General features: G+C 71.5%; 14 protein-coding genes, 2 tRNA genes and 1 pseudogene. 9 read left to right on the forward strand and 8 right to left on the reverse strand.

The genetic code is table 11. The features are described 5' to 3' along the window. Positions 1 to 91 precede the first annotated feature (91 nt). Positions 92 to 922, forward strand: a complete 831-nt coding sequence (locus ACTWQF_RS31750) for a hypothetical protein (protein WP_443283188.1) — start codon at positions 92 to 94, stop codon at positions 920 to 922. A gap of 184 nt (positions 923 to 1,106) precedes the next feature. Here the strand turns inward: ACTWQF_RS31750 and ACTWQF_RS31755 are convergent, their stop codons facing one another. Beyond that, positions 1,107 to 1,331, reverse strand: a complete 225-nt coding sequence (locus ACTWQF_RS31755; RefSeq protein ID WP_443283189.1) for a hypothetical protein — start codon at positions 1,329 to 1,331, stop codon at positions 1,107 to 1,109. A gap of 215 nt (positions 1,332 to 1,546) precedes the next feature. Here ACTWQF_RS31755 and ACTWQF_RS31760 point away from each other — a divergent pair, with 215 nt between their 5' ends. From ACTWQF_RS31760 to ACTWQF_RS31770, 3 genes are all read left to right on the forward strand, one after another. Beyond that, complete coding sequence (locus ACTWQF_RS31760; RefSeq protein WP_443283190.1) at positions 1,547 to 2,023, forward strand: MarR family winged helix-turn-helix transcriptional regulator; 477 nt, start codon at positions 1,547 to 1,549, stop codon at positions 2,021 to 2,023. 11 nt (positions 2,024 to 2,034) lie between these two features. Then, complete coding sequence (locus ACTWQF_RS31765) at positions 2,035 to 4,701, forward strand: MFS transporter (RefSeq protein WP_443283191.1); 2,667 nt, start codon at positions 2,035 to 2,037, stop codon at positions 4,699 to 4,701. 186 nt (positions 4,702 to 4,887) lie between these two features. Continuing rightward, on the forward strand, positions 4,888 to 5,748 hold the full coding sequence (locus tag ACTWQF_RS31770) for a YceI family protein (protein ID WP_443283192.1): 861 nt from the start codon (positions 4,888 to 4,890) through the stop codon (positions 5,746 to 5,748). A gap of 53 nt (positions 5,749 to 5,801) precedes the next feature. On the opposite strand, the gene ACTWQF_RS31775 is transcribed toward ACTWQF_RS31770, so the two are convergent. Both ACTWQF_RS31775 and ACTWQF_RS31780 read right to left on the reverse strand, forming a co-directional pair. Beyond that, positions 5,802 to 6,623: a TetR/AcrR family transcriptional regulator gene (locus ACTWQF_RS31775; RefSeq protein ID WP_443283193.1), complete on the reverse strand. Its 822-nt coding sequence runs from the start codon at positions 6,621 to 6,623 to the stop codon at positions 5,802 to 5,804. Positions 6,624 to 6,721: 98 nt separating this feature from the next. Further along, positions 6,722 to 7,084, reverse strand: a pseudogene (locus ACTWQF_RS31780) (winged helix-turn-helix domain-containing protein); the annotation flags it as partial. 176 nt (positions 7,085 to 7,260) lie between these two features. Here ACTWQF_RS31780 and ACTWQF_RS31785 point away from each other — a divergent pair. Together ACTWQF_RS31785 and ACTWQF_RS31790 are read left to right on the forward strand one after the other, a co-directional pair. Continuing rightward, the gene (locus tag ACTWQF_RS31785; RefSeq protein ID WP_443283194.1) at positions 7,261 to 7,776 is read left to right on the forward strand and encodes a hypothetical protein; all 516 of its coding nucleotides are present in this window, start codon (positions 7,261 to 7,263) and stop codon (positions 7,774 to 7,776) included. Positions 7,777 to 7,837: 61 nt separating this feature from the next. Beyond that, positions 7,838 to 7,975, forward strand: coding sequence for a hypothetical protein (locus ACTWQF_RS31790; RefSeq protein ID WP_443283195.1), 138 nt, complete (start codon positions 7,838 to 7,840; stop codon positions 7,973 to 7,975). Positions 7,976 to 8,005: 30 nt separating this feature from the next. Here ACTWQF_RS31790 and ACTWQF_RS31795 read toward each other — a convergent pair whose 3' ends face one another. Then, positions 8,006 to 8,476: an NUDIX hydrolase gene (locus ACTWQF_RS31795; protein WP_443283196.1), complete on the reverse strand. Its 471-nt coding sequence runs from the start codon at positions 8,474 to 8,476 to the stop codon at positions 8,006 to 8,008. Positions 8,477 to 8,743: 267 nt separating this feature from the next. Here ACTWQF_RS31795 and ACTWQF_RS31800 point away from each other — a divergent pair, with 267 nt between their 5' ends. After that, positions 8,744 to 9,259 carry a hypothetical protein gene (locus ACTWQF_RS31800; protein WP_443283197.1) on the forward strand — a complete coding sequence of 172 codons (516 nt, stop codon included), beginning with the start codon at positions 8,744 to 8,746 and terminating at the stop codon, positions 9,257 to 9,259. Between the two features lie 183 nt (positions 9,260 to 9,442). Here ACTWQF_RS31800 and ACTWQF_RS31805 read toward each other — a convergent pair whose 3' ends face one another. From ACTWQF_RS31805 to ACTWQF_RS31815, 3 genes are all read right to left on the reverse strand, one after another. Further along, positions 9,443 to 9,808, reverse strand: coding sequence for a hypothetical protein (locus ACTWQF_RS31805; RefSeq protein ID WP_443283198.1), 366 nt, complete (start codon positions 9,806 to 9,808; stop codon positions 9,443 to 9,445). A gap of 1,696 nt (positions 9,809 to 11,504) precedes the next feature. Beyond that, positions 11,505 to 11,577 (reverse strand) — tRNA-Arg (locus ACTWQF_RS31810). A 206-nt stretch (positions 11,578 to 11,783) separates the two neighbouring features. Beyond that, positions 11,784 to 11,875: transfer RNA gene (locus ACTWQF_RS31815), tRNA-Ser, on the reverse strand. Between the two features lie 336 nt (positions 11,876 to 12,211). Here ACTWQF_RS31815 and ACTWQF_RS31820 point away from each other — a divergent pair. Beyond that, on the forward strand, positions 12,212 to 12,703 hold the full coding sequence (locus ACTWQF_RS31820) for an SSI family serine proteinase inhibitor (protein WP_443283199.1): 492 nt from the start codon (positions 12,212 to 12,214) through the stop codon (positions 12,701 to 12,703). A 333-nt stretch (positions 12,704 to 13,036) separates the two neighbouring features. Continuing rightward, positions 13,037 to 17,905 (forward strand): PAS domain-containing protein, encoded by a 4,869-nt coding sequence (locus tag ACTWQF_RS31825; RefSeq protein WP_443283200.1) that lies wholly within the window; start codon positions 13,037 to 13,039, stop codon positions 17,903 to 17,905. Between the two features lie 43 nt (positions 17,906 to 17,948). On the opposite strand, the gene ACTWQF_RS31830 is transcribed toward ACTWQF_RS31825, so the two are convergent. Continuing rightward, entirely contained in the window at positions 17,949 to 19,607 is a 1,659-nt protein-coding gene (locus ACTWQF_RS31830) for a long-chain fatty acid--CoA ligase (protein ID WP_443283201.1), read from the reverse strand. Positions 19,608 to 19,860 lie beyond the last annotated feature (253 nt).

A 19,860-nucleotide genomic window follows, 5' to 3' on the forward strand; every position in this document is an offset into this window, starting at 1 on the left:
GGGGCGGAGTGCGGCGGGGGACACCGAATGGGACATCTGGGTTCGCGGAAGGAGGGTTCACTTCTGACGAGGCGTCAGTGACACTGTCGCCATGCGAAGCCAGGGGAGCAACACGCGAAGCCGCCGGGGCAGCCGGATAGCCGCCTCGGCGGCTCTCGTATGTCTCGGGGCACCGCTGGCCGCGGGGTGCGGCGGAGGCGGGGACGACGGCTATGTGGCGGTCGGCGCCGCGGACCCGTCGGGGCGGAGCGGCGACGGCAACGGTCCTGTACGGCCGGACGACAAGGTGCGGATGGTGCCGCTGCCCGGCGAGGGCGACGGCGCCGAGAAGGGCAACGGGAACGGGACAGGCGACGGGAGAGAAAGCGCCGGTGACCCGAAGGGGGCGCGCGGGAGCGGGGGCGCGGACGAGGGGCGTACCGAAGCCGGGGAGGGCGCGGACAACGGCGCCGGGGGGACGGCGGACGGCGGGCCGGGCACCGGACCGTCCAACTCCGCATCACCGGGCCCGGGCGGCGCGTCGCCGGGTTCCGGCACGGACGGCGGCGGCCAGCAGTCCGGAGGCGGCTCCTCCGGGTCAGACTCCCCGCAGTCGCCGGATACCCCGAGCGGCCCGGCCGTACTGACAGCCGGCGAGCCGGAGCGGGCGAAGGCGGACGACCGGTGGTGCGAGAAGGTGACCGTCCGCTTCACCAATTCCGGCGGCCGTGCGGTCACGGGCGGCAAGGTCACCTTCGGTACGCACATCATCGGGGCGCTCGGCGTCGACTGGGCCACCCGCGAGAGCACGCGTGCGCTGCCCGTACCGATCAAGGCCGGGGAGAAGAAGGAGAAGACCTGGACGGTGTGCGTGGACCCGTGGCGGGTGCCGCTGGGCATGCACATCGAGACCCGCGAGGTGCGGCTCTCCGACTGGAAGTAGTCGGTTGGAGCAGCAGTCAGGCCGTGTCTGGCGAATCCTGCGTGCCCGCCCCTTGTGCCGGTGAGGCGATGCCCCTTGCCCGATCCCGCGGGATACGGGTGGGTTGTGGCTGGGCGCGCAGTTCCCCGCGCCCCTGACGGGGCGCGTCCCCCATGCCGGGTGCGCCAGATTCGCCGGGGCGCCGTCAGGAGAAGGCGAGCCAGGCGACGCCCGCCAGTACGGCGAGCACGACGACGACGCCGACGATCAGGCCGACGCGGGGCCCGCCGGGGGCCGGCGCTGCCGCCTGCCTGCTGCCGGGCCGGGAGGCGCCCTCGTCGACGAAGGCGCGGAACATTTGGGTGTTGCCTGCCGGGTCGGGGTGTCCCTGTCCGTCCGGACCCTGCGGCACCTGCGGGTTGTGAGCCATGTCCCAGGACCCTAGCGAACCGTCCCCCGGATGGCACAGCCGCGCCCGGTCAGCCGCTGTGCGGTCGCTCACACGCCCTCGGGGTGCGCTTACTCGCGCTTCTGCGCCCACGCGCACTCTTTGCGAAGCGTTTGCCTCGGTTGCCCCCAAATCAATTTGCCTACAGCAACCAACCATCTTATGGTTGCCTTAAGCAACAAGTTCATGGGATGCAGATGGCCGAACGCAGTCAGTACGAGGAGCTGGCCCGGCAGATCAGCGCCATCGGCGCCGTCAAACGAGAGATGGCGCGTGGTCTCCCCCCGGAGTGTCCGCCCGCCTCGGCAGTCGTACTGACGCTCCTGGAGAAGCACGGGGAGATCCGCACCAGCCGGCTGGCCGAGCTGATGGCGATCGACATGTCGGTCACCAGCAGGCACGTCACCCACGTCGCCGACCGTGGCTGGATCGAGCGCCGCCCTGACCCGCAGGACGGCCGGTCCCGGCTGCTGCGGATCAGCGAGAGCGGTGAGCGGTTCCTGGCGGACCTCTCGGCACACACGATCGAGGTGCTCGCCGCCCACCTGCACGACTGGAGCGACGAGGACGTCGCCCAGCTCAACACGCTGCTCAGCCGGCTCCGTACGAGCTTCGGGGACTGCCGCGCCCGCGGCGGGCCACCCCACGAGAAAACGACCGCACCACTGAGTTAGAAGGACGCCGAATGGCAACAACCCGACCCCAAACGCCGGTTGGGGGGTCCCGCGACGCCGTACAGGGGACCGGCGGCGGGGCCCGGCACGCGGCGCACGCCGCGTCGTCAGGCCACTCCACCGCCGCCCAGGCCCAGGCTCAGGCCCAGGCCCAGGCCGCCCAGGGCACAGGCACCGCCGCAGCGACGGCATCCGGGAGCGCGGCGCCGATGACGCACCGGCAGATCATGGAGGCGCTGTCCGGGCTGCTGCTCGGCATGTTCGTCGCCATCCTGTCGTCGACGATCGTCTCCACGGCGCTGCCCAAGATCATCTCCGATCTCAACGGCAGCCAGAGCTCGTACACCTGGGTGGTGACGGCCTCACTGCTGGCGATGACCGCTTCCACCCCGCTGTGGGGCAAGTTGGCGGACCTGACCAGCAAGAAGCTGCTGGTGCAGATAGCCCTGATCGTCTTCGTGCTGGCCTCGGCCGGTGCCGGTCTCTCGCAGAACCCGGGGATGCTGATCTCCTTCCGGGTCGCCCAGGGCATAGGCATGGGCGGGCTCTCGGCGCTCGCCCAGATCATCATGGCCGCGATGATCTCCCCCCGGGAACGCGGCCGGTACAGCGGCTACCTCGGTGCCACTTTCGCCATCGCCACCGTCGGCGGCCCGCTGCTCGGCGGCGTGATCACCGACACCAGCTGGCTGGGCTGGCGCTGGTGCTTCTACGTCGGCGTCCCGTTCGCCGTCATCGCGCTGATCGTCCTGCAGAAGACGCTGCACCTGCCCGTCGTCAAGCGGCCGGGCGTCAAGGTGGACTGGGCCGGCGCGTTCTTCATCGCCGCCGCGGCCTGCACCCTGCTGCTGTGGGTCACCTTCGCGGGGGACAAGTACGACTGGCTGTCGTGGCAGACCTACGCGATGGTCGGCGGGGCCGTCGTGCTGGCGCTGATCTTCGTGCTCGTCGAGTCGAAGGCCAAGGAGCCGATCATCCCGCTGCGGCTGTTCCGCAACGGCACCATCACGCTGGCGTCGGTCGCCTCGCTGTTCGTCGGTATCGCGATGTTCGGTGCGACCGTCTTCCTCAGCCAGTACTTCCAGCTGGCGCGCGGCAAGTCGCCGACGATGGCCGGTGTGATGACGATCCCGATGATCGCGGGGCTCTTCGTCTCCACCACGGTCTCCGGCCAGGTCATCACCCGTACGGGCAAGTGGAAGAAGTTCCTGATCGCGGGCGGTGTGCTGATGGCGGCGGGCATGGGCCTGCTGGGCACGCTGCGGTACGACACCGAGTACTGGCACATGTCGATCTTCATGGCACTGCTCGGCCTCGGCGTCGGCATGATGATGCAGAACCTGGTGCTCGCCACCCAGAACCAGGTGGCGGCGGACGACCTCGGGTCTGCCAGCTCCACGGTCAACTTCTTCCGTTCGCTGGGCGGTGCGGTCGGTGTCTCGGCGCTCGGTGCCGTGCTTTCCAACCGGATCACCCACTACATGGAGGACGGCTTCGCCAAGCTCGGCATCAAGCCCGGCGGCGGCGCCACGGGCGGTGGCGGCAGCGCCCTGCCCGACCTGGACAAGCTGCCCCCGCCGGTCCGTACCGTCGTGGAGAGCGCATACGGGCACGGCATCGGCGATATCTACCTGTACGCCGCACCGGTCGCGCTGCTGGCGCTGGTGTGCGTGCTGTTCATCCGGGAGGTCCCGCTGCGGACCACCGCCGGGAACCAGGCGAGCCAGGACGCCGCGGCGCTGTCCGCGACCGAGGCGGCCGGGACGGCCCCGGCAGCCGAGGCAGCGGAGCCGGCCGAGGCACCTGCGCCTGCGCCGCAGGCAGCGACCGCTTCAGCGGGGGGCGACACTCAGCAGCTCAGGGAGTACGCAGCCATGGCCACAGCCCAGCCCTCCGCCCCCATACCGACCAGCCAGTACGGGGTGCACGGCACCGTCCGCAACGCCGACGGCACCGGTGTCGCCCGCGCGGCAGTCACGCTGATCTCGCTCAGCGGACGCCAGCTCGGCCGCTCCATCACCCACGCGGACGGCTCTTACGGGCTGGACGCGCCCGGGCCCGGCTCCTACGTCCTGATCGCGGCGGCGGACGGCCACCAGCCGCAGGCGTCCACGATCGTGGTCGGCGAGGAACCCCTCAGCCACGACCTGCTGCTTTCGGGCACCAGCGGCCTGGCGGGCCAGGTGCGCGGGCTGGCCGACGGCGCCCCGGTGCACGGCGCGATGGTCGTCGTCACCGACGTACGGGGCGAGGTGCTCGCCACCGGCGTCACCGGTCAAGCAGGTGACTTCCGTTTCGACGACCTGGTCACCGGCAGCTTCACGCTCGCCGTGAACGCCGCCGGCTACCGGCCCACCGCGGTCCCGGTCGAGGTGCAGGGCCAGGGCACCACCCGGCTCGACGTCGACCTGGCGGCGGGCGCCCGGGTGACCGGCACCGTCCGGGCCGGCGCACAGCACAGGCCGCTGCCGGACGCCCGCGTCACGCTCGTGGACGCGGCCGGCAACGTCATCGCCACGTCCACCACCGGTGAGGACGGCGCGTACGCCTTCACCGACCTTGACGCGGGCGACTACTCGGTCATCGCCGGCGGCTACCCGCCCCAGGCGAACGCCCTGCGGGTGACCGGGCCCGGAGTGGACGCGTACGACATCGAGTTGCACCACCCGGACGAGTGACCCCCCGGTCCTGGCGGCGCGTGAATCGAGCGGAGCGCGCGCCGTCGGGTCCGGTTCGGGAAAGGGCCCCGGCGGCCCGGAGAAACGCACTGAGCGAGCGCGGGCAAGGGACGGCCCGCCGCCGAGGCGCCGGGGCCCGTCGGATGCGAGGCCGGGGCCGTCGGATGTGAGAAGGAGCTGGAAGAGATGACAGGCGGGGCAAGCGGAGCAGACCCGGCCGGCGGCGCCCGAGGCGGCGTACGGGCGCGGGTGCGTACCCGGGACGGCTGGGCGGTGCAGCACGCCGTGCTGACGGTCACCGATATGACGGGCAGCCAGGTACTGCGCGCGGAGGCCGACGAGGAGGGCATCGTACGCGGCGGGGAGCCGCTGGCCCCGGGCGCGTACACCGTCATCGCCACGGCCATCGGCTACGCGCCGGCCGCCTCCACGGCGATGGTCACCGCCTCCGGGCGCGCGGAGCTGGGCACGCTGGTGCTGGCCCGGCAGGGCGGCGTCGAACTGCCGCCGCCGGGCCCGTGGGCCATCGACCCGATGCACTCCACGGTCGCCGCGACCGCGCAGCACCTGGGGATGACCAGCGTGCACGGCCGGTTCACCGAGTTCGGCGGCCGGATCGAGATCGCGGAGGACCCGGAGAAGTCGTCCGTCGAAGCCGTGATCAAGGCGGAGTCCGTCAACACCGGCAACGACATGCGCGATCAGCATCTGCGCTCCGGTGACTTCCTCAATGTCGAAGCCCATCCCGACATCACCTACCGGAGCTCCGGCATCGACGTGGCGGGGCCCGACCGGTGGACGGTACGCGGCCACCTCGGGATGCACGGCGCCGTCCGCGACGTCGACCTGGACCTCACCTATCTGGGCAGCGGTCCCGACCCCTGGGGCGGACTGCGTGCCTCCTTCCACGCCACGGCCGAACTGCGGCGCTCGGACTTCGCGATGAACTACAACCAGGTCGTCGCGGCCGGGATCGCGGCGGTCGGTACGACGCTGCGGGTGGACCTGGACATCCAGGCGGTGCAAGGGGAGTCGCTGCCGTTCTGACAGCGCCCCGCTGACGCAGCCGGCATCCGCCCGAGCCGGAGGCCGAGGCGAGTTCAGCGGTCCTCAGGAGCCGGAGGCTGCGGCGGAATCACCAGCGCGGCGCGGTCCTGCGGGACCGCGCCGCGCCCGTACCGGGCCATGGCCTCGATGCCCGCGACGACGCAGTCCAGCGCGACGCCGAAGTCCCGCTGCTCCATGGAGCGTACGGCCTCTCCGCGTACGCCCTCCCCGCACTCCGCGTACTCGGGACGTGCCCCCACCGTCGCACGCAGCGCATCGACACAGTCCTGCGAGCTGACGCCCGCCTCACTGCACCGGCGCTGCCAGCTGGCCTCGACGGCGGCGTGTCCGTAGACGAACGAGAACAGCGCGGCCAGCGCCCCGTCCGCCTGCTGCTCGGGGAGCCCGGAGCGCAGCAGTACGCGGCGCACGCCCAGCTGGAAGGACATCGCGCTCGGCCCGACGTTCAAGAAGCTGCCCAGCGTGCCGGACGCCCACGGGTGACGGCGCAGCAGCCCGCGCAGCGCGTACGCCGCCTGCCGCAACTGCTCACGCCAGTCGATGTCTTCGGCGTCCGCGTCGGGCACCTCCAGTTCGCCCTCGACGGCGTCCAGGGCGAGTTCGAGCAGGTCGTCCTTGCGGTCCACGTACCAGTACACCGACATGGCGGTCACCCCCAGGTGGGCGGCCAGCCGGCGCATGGAGAACTTCGCCAGCCCCTCGGTGTCCAGCAGCCGTACGGCAGCTGCCGTGATCTTCTCCCGGTCCAGCCCCTCGGTCTGTCCGCTCCCGGCCGCTCTGCGGCGCGTCTCCGTCCGCTCCTCCAGCCATACGCTGGTCCTGCGCATCCGGCTCGTGCGGCTGCCGTCGCTCATGGCACGCGCTCCTTCGGGGGCCGGCTCCGAAGGCCGGTCGGAGAGACGGAACGGGGCGGCAACGGCCGAGGTGACTTACGGACCGTTACCCCTTGATGCTAATCCGTATCCGACCCTTCATCCGCCTTCGGCGACCCGAACGCCGGTATGACGGACTCACCGGGTTTGAAGACGTAGCCTGCCCCGCGCCGCGTGTGGATCATCCGCTCCCGGCCCACATCGATCTTCCGCCGCAGATACGAGATGTAGAGCTCCACCAGGTTGGCGTGCCGGCCCACGTCGTAGTTCCACACTCTGTCGAGGATCTGCGCCTTGCTGAGCACCCTGCGCGGATTGCGCATCAGAAAGCGCAGCAGCTCGAACTCGGTTGCGGTCAGCCGTATCCGGTCCCCGCCCCGCCACGCCTCGCGGGTCTCCTCGTCCAGCACCAGGTCCCCGACGACGAGCAGCCGTTCGGGCCGGTGCGTGCGCTCCCGCGGGGTGCGCACGCGCGGGGCGCGCTCCCGGGGGGCGAATTCGCGCGGGGCGCCCGTCCCACTCCTGCAACTCCCACTCATGGTTCCACCCTCGAACACCCACGTGAGAGAAGGCTTTCCCGCATCTGTGAATCGCCTGAGAAAGACCTAAGGTCGGGCGGGTGAGCGCAGTCATAACAGCGATGATCACGGCCGTCGTCGGCGTACTGGGCACCTTGTTCGCCCCCGTACTCACCCAACGGGTTGCCGCTCGGCAGCGGGAGGAAGAGCGCGCGGAGGCCGACCGACTCCGCCGCCTCGACGAGCGCCGCGCCGCATACACCGCGATGAACCGCGCGTCCCGTCAGTTCAGCACCCTCCTCAAGGACGCCCTGCACCGGCTGCGCGACGAGGTCTACACCGACCAGGAGCGCACCGCCCTGGAAGAGGTCCGTCTCGACTACCGCGACCGCTATGCGGAGGCCCAGATGATCGTCCCCGAGCACATCATCGAAGCCTCCCGCGCCGTCAACCGCGTCCTCGCCGAGGCCGACGGCGCCGTCAAACGACTCGACCGCGGCCGCGCCCACCCCACCGAGACCCCCGACTCCGTCCGCCACACCCTCACCACCGAAGGCGACCCCCGACTCGCCGCCATGCGCCAACTGATGCGCGAAGACCTGGGCGTCCGGGACTGAACGACGGCCGACGAACCGGAACGAGGAAGTCAGACGAACAGGAAAGAGGGAGGTCAGCGGAATGGGCAGCGTCCTTGAGGCAGTGGGCTCAGAACTCCTGAGCGCCGCCGTCGCGGCAGCGCTCACCGGTCTGGTCGCATGCCGCGTTCTCCCCGACGGACATGTCTCCCGCCCCCGTCTCCTCCAGCTCAGCCGGTGAGCCGCGCCGATGTACGTACGCTGTAAGGGGTCAGCCCAGGTGGGGCCGTTCGCGGTGCTCCAGGAAGTGGCGGAGCCTCAGCCGCTGCGTGTGGTGCATGGGCAGTTGGTCGATCTCCGCCGGCGGGACAAATCGCAGCTCCGTCGACTCGTCCGAGATCGTGAGTCGGCCGCCGACAACGCGGGCGGTGAAGCAGATGTTGAACTGTCGGCGCACCTCGCCGTCCGAGTAGGCGATGACGTGGCGAGGGTCGGTGTACGTGCCCACGAGGCCGGTGATCTCCACGTCCAGGCCCGTCTCCTCCTTCACCTCCCGGACGGCCGCTCCCGGCAGTGACTCGGTCATCTCCATGCCGCCCCCGGGCAGCGCCCACAGATCGTTGTCCCGTCGACGCTGCAGGAGAATGCACCCTTCGTCGTCGGTGACCACGGCGGACGCGGCAACCACCAAGCTGTTCGGCTCGGGTGCCGCCGGGTCGTCGTGATACTCGGTCCGCGCCATGGCCACCCTTCTCCCACCGGCGTCGCGCACTCCCTCACCACGTCGCAGCTCTCGACGCACGTGCCGACCAACCGTCCTTCCCCCCGCACCGAAGATGCCACACGGAAGCGCCGCCCCTCCTCCACTGCGCGCCAGGCCTCACCATCCCGCGCCGGAGCACGGGCCGCGCAATAGTCACAGAATGGACTCCTCTCCCCTATACCCCTCACACTTCGCTCTGCCGAGCACTACGGTCACTCCACCCGAAACGCTCTGGGGGGGGACGAGATGACCAACCCGTACACCACGCCCATACGGCCGACACCGCGCCCGCCCGACGCCCGCCCGCTGCGCAAGCGCGTACTCGTGTGGGTCGGAGGCTCGGCTCTCTTAATCGCAGGCGTGATCATCGGCTCCACCGACGACGGGAAACAGCCCGTCGACAACAAGGCCAAGCCCGCGACGACCATCACCGCGACCGCCACCGCCACGCCCAAACCCAGCCCGACCGTCACCGAGACCGTCAAAGCCAAGGCGAAGCCCGGCCCCACGGTCACCGTCACCAAGACCGCCACCGCCACCGCCAAGGCAGCCGACAATGGCAGTGACAGCGACAACGGCAGCGACAACGGCGGTGATCAGGACAGCGCCGGCGCGTGCACGATCGTCTCGAACTCGGGGAACTGCTATTCGGCGGGACAGTTCTGCCGGAGCAGCGATCACGGCGCCATCACCTCCACCGCGAGCGGCAGGAAGATCAAGTGCGCGCACAGCTCGAACGCCTGGCGCTGGACCTACATCTGAGGCGACAAGCCCAACGCGGCGACCGGTCACAGGCGTGCTTGCGCGGCTGCCCTGTGCGTGGTCGAGACCCGCGCGGGGTGACGGACTTCGAGCGCGTGCTGTGTCTTTCGGGGAGGGAGGCGCGGGGCGGGCCCCAGTCGGAGGCCCGCCCCTGAAACAGTGCTGTCAGGTGAAACAGTGCTGTCAGGCCGGGATCACGCACATGTTGGGCACATAGCCCTTGGTGCCGCGGTACGAGATGTAGCCCCAGCCGTCCCAGTCGTCGGGTGCGCCGCACTTGCTGGTCTTGCCGCCGGAGACGCCATCGATCCAGCAGCCCTTGGTGTTCTTGTACATGAGGCGCAGCGACGTGGAGTTGTGGCTGGGCTTCTTGTGGATCTTGACGTTGTTGGGAGCCTTGATGGGCTCCTTGCACGCCTTCGCCTCCGCGCTGGAGGCGGCAGTCGTCTTCGCGCTGCCCGCGGCGGCGGTGCTCGCCGTTGCCGCCGGGGCTATCCCCATCAGAGCGAGGGCGGTCAAGGCCGCGGGGACGATCAAGCGCTTCTTCATCCAGGTGCTCCGTACTTTGTGCATCGAGCCTTGTGCATCGAGCGGGGTCGTATCTTTTCCTAGATCGCATATCCGCTCAACTGGCTGGCAGCCAGCCCACTTTGAGCTCCCCCGGCAGTCCGGGCGCTCACACCCTTGTCGTACGTCTCGACGAGGTTCCGCGAGGAAGGCGCCCAAGCCTCGCGTGCCGCAGTTGTGTCTACGGCCTCAGCAGAGGGAGCGCGACGGAAGTCCCCCTGAACAGGCCCGTGTCCACAACGACGTCAGCGGCACGGTGTGAACGGGCCCGTGGGCCAGTTCGGCGCCTGCACGGCAAGTCCGTATGCACGGGCGGGAAGAGCGGGTGAGGTCGAGTACGCGTACTCCGGGGACGGCGGAGGCTGACAGCCGTTGCCTGCCGTCGTTGCCGTCATTACTGCCGTCAGAGAGGGCATCGCACGGAGCCTTCAAGGCGCGGCTCCACCTTCCCTTCCGCATGAGGCGAAAGCGGAAGTACGGCCAACTTGTTCTGGTCCCACCCAGCGCTCCACGACGGCAACCCCGGGCTCCGTTCCGTCGTCCCCATAAGGGGTGATGCAGATGAGACGAGACAGCACTGCGGCCAAGGTCGCCTGTTGGGCTTGCGCGGTTCTCCTGTCACAGGTCGCAGCAATCTCCCTGCTCGCAGCGATTTCCGGCTTCTTGGACGGGAAGTTCGAAGTCGGCATCCTTCTGGTGGGCCTGATGGGCTCCGTGGCCGCAACTGCGGTATGCATAGCCCATATTCCCTACGGACCGATCAGACGAACCACCCCACCGGCGCGAGTCCCTGCGGCGTTCCCCGATCTCGCCAACCGCCCTCACTCCACCTCCTGGAGCATCACCTTGGCCGACGGCGGAGGTGGAGGGGACGGCGGGGGCGGAGGGAGCGGAGGAGACTGACGACCTCCACCGTAGGACCAAGAGGAACGTGAACGGCGAAAGGACGCACACGACAAGCTCACCCGACTCAAGGCCAACTCCCACAGCGGTCTGCCAGTGGCTGCGAACAAGATGGCAATCGGCTGCGGGCTGCGGGCTGCGTACGAGCTGACCGTACGGCTCGGCCTGCGGTGGGAAGGCGTGGCTGTACGAGAGCGTACTGACCGTGCGGCAGGCGCTTCAGAGGGTCGGCGGCGTGCTGGTGACCGTCCGCCGAAGACCCAGCGGTCCGCACGCCGTACCCCCTCCCGCGCGAGCGCGTCACGGCGCTCCGCGCCCAGCGGGCACAGCAGCTTGCGGACAAGCGGCTAGCTGGAGACAAATGGCGGGGCACGGGAAGCGCGCTGATCTTCACGACGAAGAATGGCACCCCGATCGGCCACCGCAACCTCAACCGCTCGTCCCAGGCGCTGTCGGCTCGCGCCGGCGCGCGCAAGGTCCGGTTTCACGATCTGCAGCACACCTGTGCCCCGCCCTTGCACGACACGAGCAGGGTGCCGACCCCCGGACGATCACGCAGGTTCTCGGGCACAGCTCGATCCGGGCGACGATGGACATCGGCACCTTCGTGCGCCTGGACGAACAGCGCGACGCGATCGGACGGCCGGCCGACGCCCTCAGCGGGGACATCGACCCGGAAGAGCCGTGATCCACTAACCGGTTGCCGTCAACATTGCCGTCAATGGGATACACCAAGGGCCCTGTCCGATACCGAACAGGGCCCTCGATCTTGCTGCGCGCTCGGCAGGATTCGAACCTGCAACCTTCTGATCCGTAGTCAGATGCTCTATCCGTTAAGCTACGAGCGCTTGCTGTCCGGCTGATTTTTCGGCCGGGCGGCGTTGCGGGAACAACATTACATGACCTGCGGGCGTAGGTGAAATCCTTAACGTTCACCCCCGCTGACCTGCGGAAACAGTGCCGTGGCGGGTGGGCGGAAATGAGAGAAGCCCCGGACTGGCCGGGGCTTCGGTGATCTTGAATCCGTGGATATCCGGGATCCGGAGATCATGAGCGGAGGCTGAGGGATTTGAACCCTCGATCAGGGGGTTACCCCGAAACCGCATTAGCAGTGCGGCGCCATAGACCAGACTAGGCGAAGCCTCCAGACACACTCGGGACGCCCGAGGGGCGGACAAAGTGTGTGCCGATGATGGCACAGCCCGGGGGGCTGTCTCCAATCGGCCCCTACCGTACTCGGTCGGCGGACCCCTGGGCAAAGCCTTAAAGCGGTGGTCCAGGAGGTGGGGCCCTCCCGACCGGCACCGGTGCGTCCGGACGGGGGCGCGCTGCGTCCGGACGGGTCCGCCCGCGCAACGGCGCGGGCTCAGGGACGTTAGGCAAAAGGGGCGTACTCGCGGCGCCCCCCACCTCCCTCCCACCGGGAAGGGCAGGCACCCGTCCAGCCAGGCGGGAGCCGCTCTCGAACCTCTGGAGCCCGCCATGCCGCGTCGTACCGTCCCCGTATCCTTCCGCGTCCGCCCTCTCCTCACCCTCACCGCGGTCAGTACCGCGGCGGCCGGCCTGCTCTCTCTCGTCGGGGCGCCCGAGGCGACGGCCATCAGCCGGTCGGCTGCGGGCGGCGGGTCCACGGCCACCGTGCCGCCCGCCGACGAGCTCAGGTTCAAGGTCGCCCATACCGGACGCGCGGCGGGCGACGGGTCGTACACCCTCCGCTGCCACCCTCCGGGCGGCAGACACTTCGCGCCGAGCCGGGCCTGTGCGACGCTCGATCGGGCGACCTCGGACGGCCGGGATCCCTTCGAGCCGGTACCGGCGGATGCGACGTGCACGATGATCTACGGCGGTCCTGCGACGGCACATGTGACGGGTACCTGGCGCGGCCGGAAGATCGATGCCTGGTTCAAGCGGACCAACGGGTGCGAGGTGGCGCGGTGGAACAGGCTCGTTCCGGCACTGCCCCGGACGTCCTGATCCCGGTCTCTTCCTTTCGCACCTGCTGTCCGTCTCCTGCTCCCCCGCTGTCCGTCTCCTGGCCGTCCCGCTGTCCGTCCCCTATTCGCCGTTGTGCGCCGCGTGTTGGCCCGCGGCGGCGACAGGGGCGGCCTTCCGTGCGGCGACGCGGCGGTGGCCTCGCCCGGATCCGCCGCCGCGCGCAGGAGTGTGGCCCGTAGACTCCCCCCTAGTGACACGCCCGGGGTGAACGGCAGACTGGCAGCCGTGGCCCGCCCGGACCAACACGACCAACAGGGAAGAAACGGGCGGAAGGTCACGAGCACCTGAGGTCAGCAGGAGGGAATTGTCGCCGTGAGCAGCAGGCCATCCCGAGGCGCTGCTCGCCTCGCCGCCATACTCGACGCACTGCCCGACGCGCTCCTCCTGGTGAACTGCAACGGCACGGTGGTGAACGCCAACGCCATCGCGTTGGAGACCTTCGAGACACCCGGCACCGCACTCGTGGGGCGCGGACTGCTCGACCTGCTGCCCGAGTTCGACTCGAAGCGCATCCCGGGCTCGATGCGGCGTCCGGACGAGGCCGCGCAGGCCCAGGGCCGCCAGAAGCCGACCCGCATGGTGGCACGGCGTACGGACGGCAGCGAGTTCCCGGTCGAGGTGACCAGCGCGAACCTGGAGGACGGGCGGACGCCCTACGCCTCCGCGTTCGAAGCCGCCTTCGCCGACCACCCGAGCGGCGGCGGGTACACGGGCGACGAACTGCTGATGCTCGTCGTACGCGACCTCACCGGCACTCTTGACACCGAGGCCGAACTGGCGCGCCAGCAGCGTCAGACGGAGATGATCCTGCGGGCCGCGTCCGAGGGTGTCGTGGGGGTGGACGCCGAGGGCCGGGTGGTGCTCGTCAATCCGGCGGCGGCCCAGCTCCTCGGCTACCGCGCCAGCGATCTGGGCGGCCGGGAACTGCACCCCCTCGTGCACCACTCGCGCCCCGACGGCTCCGCCCTCCCGTTCGAGGAGACCCCGCTGGCCGACACCCTGCGCTCGGGCCGCAAGCACCGGGTACGGGCCGGGCAGGTGCTGTGGGCGAAGGACGGGCGCGCGCTGCCGGTCGACATGACGACGGCGCCGGTACGGGACGGCGAGCAGCTGGTCGGCGCTGTGCTGACGTTCGCCGACCGCCGCCCCTACGACGCTGTCGCGGCGCGCCAGACGCAGTTGCGGGCCGTGCTGGAGGAGTCGCTGCGCGGACCGCTGGAGCAGCTGCGCCAGGAGCTGTCGGGGCTGACCTCCGATCCGGCGGCGCAGCTGTGGCCGGAGGCGAACCAGATCCTTCACCATCTGTCCGCGGGCTACGCCCGGATGACGACGCTGGTCGACAACGTCCTGGGCTACCAGCGGCTGGACGCGGGCCAGGAGCGGCTGCGGACCGAGCCGGTGCCGATGGACGCGGTGGTCTCCGCAGGCGTGGAGGGCGCCACCGAGCTGATCGGTCCGGGGCGCGCCCAGTTCGCCGTGCACGCGCCGCCGATCGAGGCCGAGGTGGACCCGGAACGGCTCGCCGTGGCACTCGCGCATCTGATCGCGGACGTGGCGGGCGTGGACGCGACGGGCCGCGCGCTCTCCACCCCGCCGCCCGGTGTCGACCCGACGATCGTGGTCGCCGCGGCACAGCGCGGCGAGGTCGTACGCGTCGAGGTACGCGGCCCGCACAGCGGCGGCAGCCCGGTGCACGAGCCACTGGTGCGCGGCATCGTCAACCAGCACGGCGGTGTGCTCCAGACCCATGAGGTGCCGGGCTCGGCGGGCGGCAGCGCGTATGTGCTGGAGGTCCCGGTCAAGGCGGTCGGCAACACGACCCGCCAGTCCGGCAGCCGGGCACGCAAGGCAGGGCCCGGCGACACGAGCGGTACGGGCAGTACGGGCGGCGGCCGGAGCTTCGGCGGTACGGGGCACGACGGGGACGGTTCGACCGGTGCGGGCCGCTCAACGGGTGGCGGCCGGTCGACCGGCGGCGGGCGCAGCGGAAGTCACGCCCGGGGCGGCAGCCATGCCCGCGGGGGCCCCTCGCAGGGCGGCGCGGGCGGGGCCTTCGGGGTACCGAGCGTCGTGCCCGGCACGGAGCGCGGCGAGACGACGGTGATGCCCGTACCGTCCGCTCCGGCACGGGGGACCGGGACCGCCGGGCACCCGCAGGAGGACAGCAGCCAGGGCCGGGCCCTGGAGCCGGCCGGGCGCGCAGGCGGTACGGAGCCCGGGCAGGACCAGGCGGCCGACAGCGCGTCGGCGGCTGCGCTGGAGCCGGTGGCGGATCCACGGCAGTCGGCGGGCGCGCTCGCCCCGGCGCCCGACCCGCGGCAGAGCATCGAACTGGGGCCGGGCCCGTCCGCGGGTGGCGGTGGCCAGGGGCGGCTCGAGTTGGGGCCCGCGCGGCCTTCCGTAGGGAGCGAGCAGCCGGACGCGGGGGCGGCCCCGGCGCCGACGCCCGTCGAGGCCCCGTACCAGGAGGATCGGCGCCAGGAGGGCGCGTACGCGGATGCTTCGGCCATGCCCCGGCCCACCGGGCGGCGGCGTGGGCGGCCGAGTCCGGCCGAGGAGCAGCACGAGCAGGCGTCGCTCGGAGGCGGGGTCGGTGCCCGTAGCGCGTCCGGGGCTCTTGAACTCCCCTCGGGAAGCTCGGGCGAGGGCGGGGACGAGGGCGCGAACATGCCTGTGCCCGCGCAGGGTTCGGGTCGGCGTGCGCGGCGTGCACTGGGCGAGCGCGTGGAGAGCGCATCCGCCCCGCAAGGCGCGGAGACGGGCCAGGACGCCGTAGCAGCACCGGGGCCGGTCCCGCAGGACATGGGCGCCGCCGAGGGCGCGGAGGCGGGCGGCGGTCTGGAGCTCCCGCCGGCCGGCGGAGGGCGCCGGGCACGGCGTATCGCGGCGGCCCGTGCGCGGGCGCAGGCGGAGGCCGAGGCGCAGCAGGGGCCGCACCATGCGCCGTTCGCCCTCCCGCCCGCCCCTGCGGAGGACACTTCGGCACCTTCGCCCTCCGGCGCCCCCGCGGCCGCAGCCACTGCCGGGGCCACCGACTTCCCGGCTCTCTCCCCCGCGACCTCCGGTCCGGACGCCGGTCCCGGCAACCCGGGGCCCGCCGACCCCGCGTACGACACGAGCGGGGGCGCGGGAGGCGCGAGCACGGGCGCAGGGACGGATGCGGGCACGGACGCGGGCACCCCGGAATCGCAGCAGGAGAGCGGCGGCCGTCCGCAGCGGAACGAGCACTCGGTCGTCGCCGCCAGCCCGATCCTGGGCGGCGGAGCATTCCAGCAGACACAACAGGCGCAGCAGGATCAGGAGTCACAACAACCACAGCAGGCCCAAGCGCACCAGCAGCGCGGTCCGTCCATGCAGGAGCAGGGGCAGGGGCAGCCGGGCGGTGCGTCCGGCCCGTACGGCACCGACCACGGTCCCCGCGTACGGACACTGGGGCAGGGGCTGCCGTTCGCCGAGCAGATGGCCGAGCAGAACGCCGCGCAGCAATGGCCTCCGGCGCAGACCTCGACGCCGTCGGCGGCCTCCGCCATACCGTCCACCCCCTCCACCCCAGGTCTGCCCCCCGGCTCCGGCCGCCGCCGGAAGCTGGCCACCCCGGAGGAGCGGGCGCAGGGCAGCACGCCTTCCGGATCGCCCCAGGACGGCACCGCCCAGCCGGGAGAGCCCCCGCACGCCGAACCGCAGCATGGACAGCACGGTCAGCCCGCCCTGCACGGACAGCACGGGGCGGGTGACGGCGAGCAGGCCGAGCACGGCGCGAACCATGGCGCGATCCCGGCGGACCAGCCCGCCCAGCCGGGGCCGGGAACGGCACTCGGCGTCCGGCCCCAGCCGGGATCGCCCCAGCCTTGGGGAGCCCCGGACCACGGCCAGCCGCAGCCCGGGCAGCCGCAGCTCGAACAACCGCAGCCCGGCGGACCCGATCACGGGCAGGCCCGGCCCGGCGCACTCCCCGCGGGCCCGGCCCGGCCCGGTACTGGCGCGCCCGGTCAGGCGCAGCCCTGGGCCGGCGTACCCGGCCAACCGGAGACGGGTGCGGGGGCCCAGCCGGGCGTCCCCGGGAACCCCTCCGGGCAGGTCCCCGCACTTGGCCAGGCGCAGGGCGCGGCACAAGGCGCAGTCCCCGGCCCGAGGGCGCAGCCGCCCGCGCTGCGCCGGCCGCAGGGACAGGGTCAAGGCCAAGGGCAGCCCGGGACGATGCCGGGCCCGATGCCCATGCCACAGCCCGAAGCGGGGCCCGCGGGGACTGCTGATCCCCGGCACGGTCGCGGTCAGGGCCAGGCCCATGGCCACGGCCGGAACGGCGGCCCGCAGCAGTTCGCCGTCGGCGCCTCCGGCGGTGCCCCGGACGCGGAGGTGACGGAGGGGCCGGAGCCGCTGGACGGGCCGGACAGCCCGGTCGAGATGACGGACGGACGGGGCTTCGGCGTACCGCCGCACGTCAGGGACGACGAGCTGCCGCCCGAACCGCTCGACAACCCGCGGCGGCTGCTGGTCTGGCCGGAGCCGGACGTCTCCACCCAGCAGGCGCTCTCCGAACGTGGTTACCGTCCCGTCCTGGTGCACTCGCGTGAGGAGGTGGACGCGCAGATCGCGGCCTACCCCGCCGCGCTGTTCGTCGACCCGCTGACGGGGCCGATCACCAGGACGGCGCTCCAGTCGCTGCGGACGGCGGCCGTTGCGGCGGAGGTTCCCGTACTGGTGACGGCGGGGCTGGGGCAGGCCACCCGGGAGGCTGCCTACGGCGCGGATCCGGCGGTGCTGCTGAAGGCGCTGGCGCCGCGCGACAGCGAGCAGCATCCGCCCCGGGTGCTGCTGGTCGAGGAACAGCAGGCGATCGCCGCGGCGTTGGCGGCGACGCTGGAGCGGCGCGGTATGCAGGTCGCGCACGCGCCGACGGACTCCGACGCGGTGCACGTGGCCGCGCAGATCCGGCCGAACCTCGTCGTGATGGACCTGATGCAGGTGCGGCGGCGGCGCGCGGGCATCATCGACTGGCTGCGGGTGAACGGGATGCTCAACCGCACCCCGTTCGTCGTCTACACCTCGGCGGACCTGGACCCTGGCGAGCTGCCCCGGCTGGCCTCCGGCGAGACGGTGCTGTTCCTGGCGGAGCGTTCCACCAGCGCGGAGGTGCAGGCCCGGATCGTCGACCTGCTGACGAAGATCGGCGCCCACTGACCGAGCCGGGGGCTGCCCGGACAGCCCCCGGCCCAGGGCCCGTTCAGCCCAGCTTGGTCACATCCAGCTCACCCGCCGCGTACTGCCGGCGCAGCACCTTCTTGTCGAACTTCCCCACGCTCGTCTTCGGTACGGCGTCGACGGTGGCCCAGCGCTCGGGGAGCTGCCAGCGAGCGACGGTCTTGCCGAGGAAGGTACGCAGCTCCTCGTAGGAGACCGGCTCGCGGTCCTCCTTGAGGACGACGCAGGCGAGCGGGCGCTCGCCCCACTTCTCGTCGGTGACGGCGACGACGGCGGCCTCGGCAACCGCCTCGTGTGCCATCAGCGCGTTCTCCAGCTCCACGGAGGAGATCCACTCACCGCCGGACTTGATGACGTCCTTGGCACGGTCGGTAAGCGTCAGATAGCCGTCCGGACTGATCACGCCGACGTCCCCGGTGCGCAGCCAGCCGTCCGGGCTGAACTTCTCCTCGGGGCGCAGCGGCGGCTCGCCCACGCCGCCGAAGTACGCCGCGGCGATCCACGGGCCGCGCACCTCCAGCTCGCCGGGCGACGTGCCGTCCCAGGGCGCGAAACTGCCGTCGGGGGCCGCCAGCCGGGCCTCCACGCCTGCGGGGAAGCGGCCCTGGGTGACCCGGTAAGGCCACTCCTCCTCGGGGGAGAGCCCTCCCGGCGGGTGCGCGAGGCTGCCGAGCGGCGAGGTCTCGGTCATCCCCCAGGCGTGGCACACCCGTACCCCGTGCAGGTCCTCGAAGGCCCGCATCATGCTCGGCGGGCAGGCGGAGCCGCCGATGGTGACGGTCTTGAGGCTGGAGATGTCGCGCGGGGTGGCGGCGAGCTCATCCAGCAGGCCCTGCCAGATCACGGGGACGGCGGCGGCGTGGGTGGGCCGCTCAGCCTCGATCATCTCGGCGAGCGGCGCGGGCTGGAGGAAGCGGTCGGGCATCAGCATGCTGACACCGGTCATGAACACGGCGTGCGGCAGCCCCCAGGCGTTGACGTGGAACATCGGCACCACGGGGAGGGTGGTGTCGGCCGAGGTGAGGCCCATCGACTCGGCCATGTTGACCTGCATGGAGTGCAGATAGACCGAGCGGTGCGAGTAGACGACGCCCTTGGGGTCCCCGGTGGTGCCGGAGGTGTAGCACATGGCCGCGGCGCTGCGCTCGTCCAGCTCCGGCCAGTCGTAGGAGGTGGGTCGCCCGGCCAGCAGCTGCTCGTAGTCGTGCACCTGTGGGGCGCAGCCCGCCAGCAGTGACGTGTCGCCCGGGCCGACGACGACCAGGTGCTCGACCGTCTCCAGGCGGGGCAGCAGCGGCGCCAGCAGCGGGATCAGGGTGCCGTTGACGAGGATGACGCGGTCCGCCGCGTGGTTGACGATGAAGACCAACTGCTCGGCGGGCAGCCGCAGGTTGAGGGTGTGGAGCACGGCGCCCATGGAGGGGATCGCGAAGTACGCCTCAACATGGTGGTTGTTGTTCCACATGAGGGTGGCAATCCGGTCTTCCGGACGCACACCCAACTCGTCGCGCAGGGCGTGGGCGAGCTGCGCGGCACGTTCGCCGGTCGCCCGGAACGTCGTGCGGTGCGGCTCCGCCTCGCCGGTCCACGTGGTGATCCGCGCGTCCCCGTGGACGGTCATTCCGTGGCGCAGGATGCGCGAGATGGTCAGCGGTACGTCGTCCTGCATCGTGCTCAGCACCGGGGCCTCCCCTTGAGCGGTGGTTACGCGGAGCAAGCGCATATCACGCACGTTCCCGTCCCGGAGCGTTCACGCCCAGGAGTGGCTACGCACGGGTGCGTCTCACCGCACCGGTGCGTTAACGCGCGAGTAATGCGCCGGTTCCGCGGAAGCCTGCCACCGACCGGTCGGTATGTCACGGGTACCTGCCCGAATCCGCTGCCCGGACCGGCCCGCGGCCCGGTGCCGTGGGGAGCCGTACGCCGACGAGGTG

This window comes from Streptomyces sp. 8N114 (assembly GCF_052245835.1).
Taxonomy (GTDB): Bacteria; Actinomycetota; Actinomycetes; order Streptomycetales; family Streptomycetaceae; genus Streptomyces.

Excerpts from the sequence above, each read along its gene's own strand:
- ACTWQF_RS31750 (WP_443283188.1), top strand. The coding sequence starts at position 92 with ATGCGAAGCCAGGGGAGCAACACGCGAAGCCGCCGGGGCAGCCGGATA.
- ACTWQF_RS31755 (WP_443283189.1), bottom strand. The coding sequence starts at position 1,331 with ATGGCTCACAACCCGCAGGTGCCGCAGGGTCCGGACGGACAGGGACAC.
- ACTWQF_RS31760 (WP_443283190.1), top strand. The coding sequence starts at position 1,547 with ATGGCCGAACGCAGTCAGTACGAGGAGCTGGCCCGGCAGATCAGCGCC.
- ACTWQF_RS31765 (WP_443283191.1), top strand. The coding sequence starts at position 2,035 with ATGGCAACAACCCGACCCCAAACGCCGGTTGGGGGGTCCCGCGACGCC.
- ACTWQF_RS31770 (WP_443283192.1), top strand. The coding sequence starts at position 4,888 with ATGACAGGCGGGGCAAGCGGAGCAGACCCGGCCGGCGGCGCCCGAGGC.
- ACTWQF_RS31775 (WP_443283193.1), bottom strand. The coding sequence starts at position 6,623 with ATGAGCGACGGCAGCCGCACGAGCCGGATGCGCAGGACCAGCGTATGG.
- ACTWQF_RS31790 (WP_443283195.1), top strand. The coding sequence starts at position 7,838 with ATGGGCAGCGTCCTTGAGGCAGTGGGCTCAGAACTCCTGAGCGCCGCC.
- ACTWQF_RS31795 (WP_443283196.1), bottom strand. The coding sequence starts at position 8,476 with ATGGCGCGGACCGAGTATCACGACGACCCGGCGGCACCCGAGCCGAAC.
- ACTWQF_RS31800 (WP_443283197.1), top strand. The coding sequence starts at position 8,744 with ATGACCAACCCGTACACCACGCCCATACGGCCGACACCGCGCCCGCCC.
- ACTWQF_RS31805 (WP_443283198.1), bottom strand. The coding sequence starts at position 9,808 with ATGAAGAAGCGCTTGATCGTCCCCGCGGCCTTGACCGCCCTCGCTCTG.
- ACTWQF_RS31820 (WP_443283199.1), top strand. The coding sequence starts at position 12,212 with ATGCCGCGTCGTACCGTCCCCGTATCCTTCCGCGTCCGCCCTCTCCTC.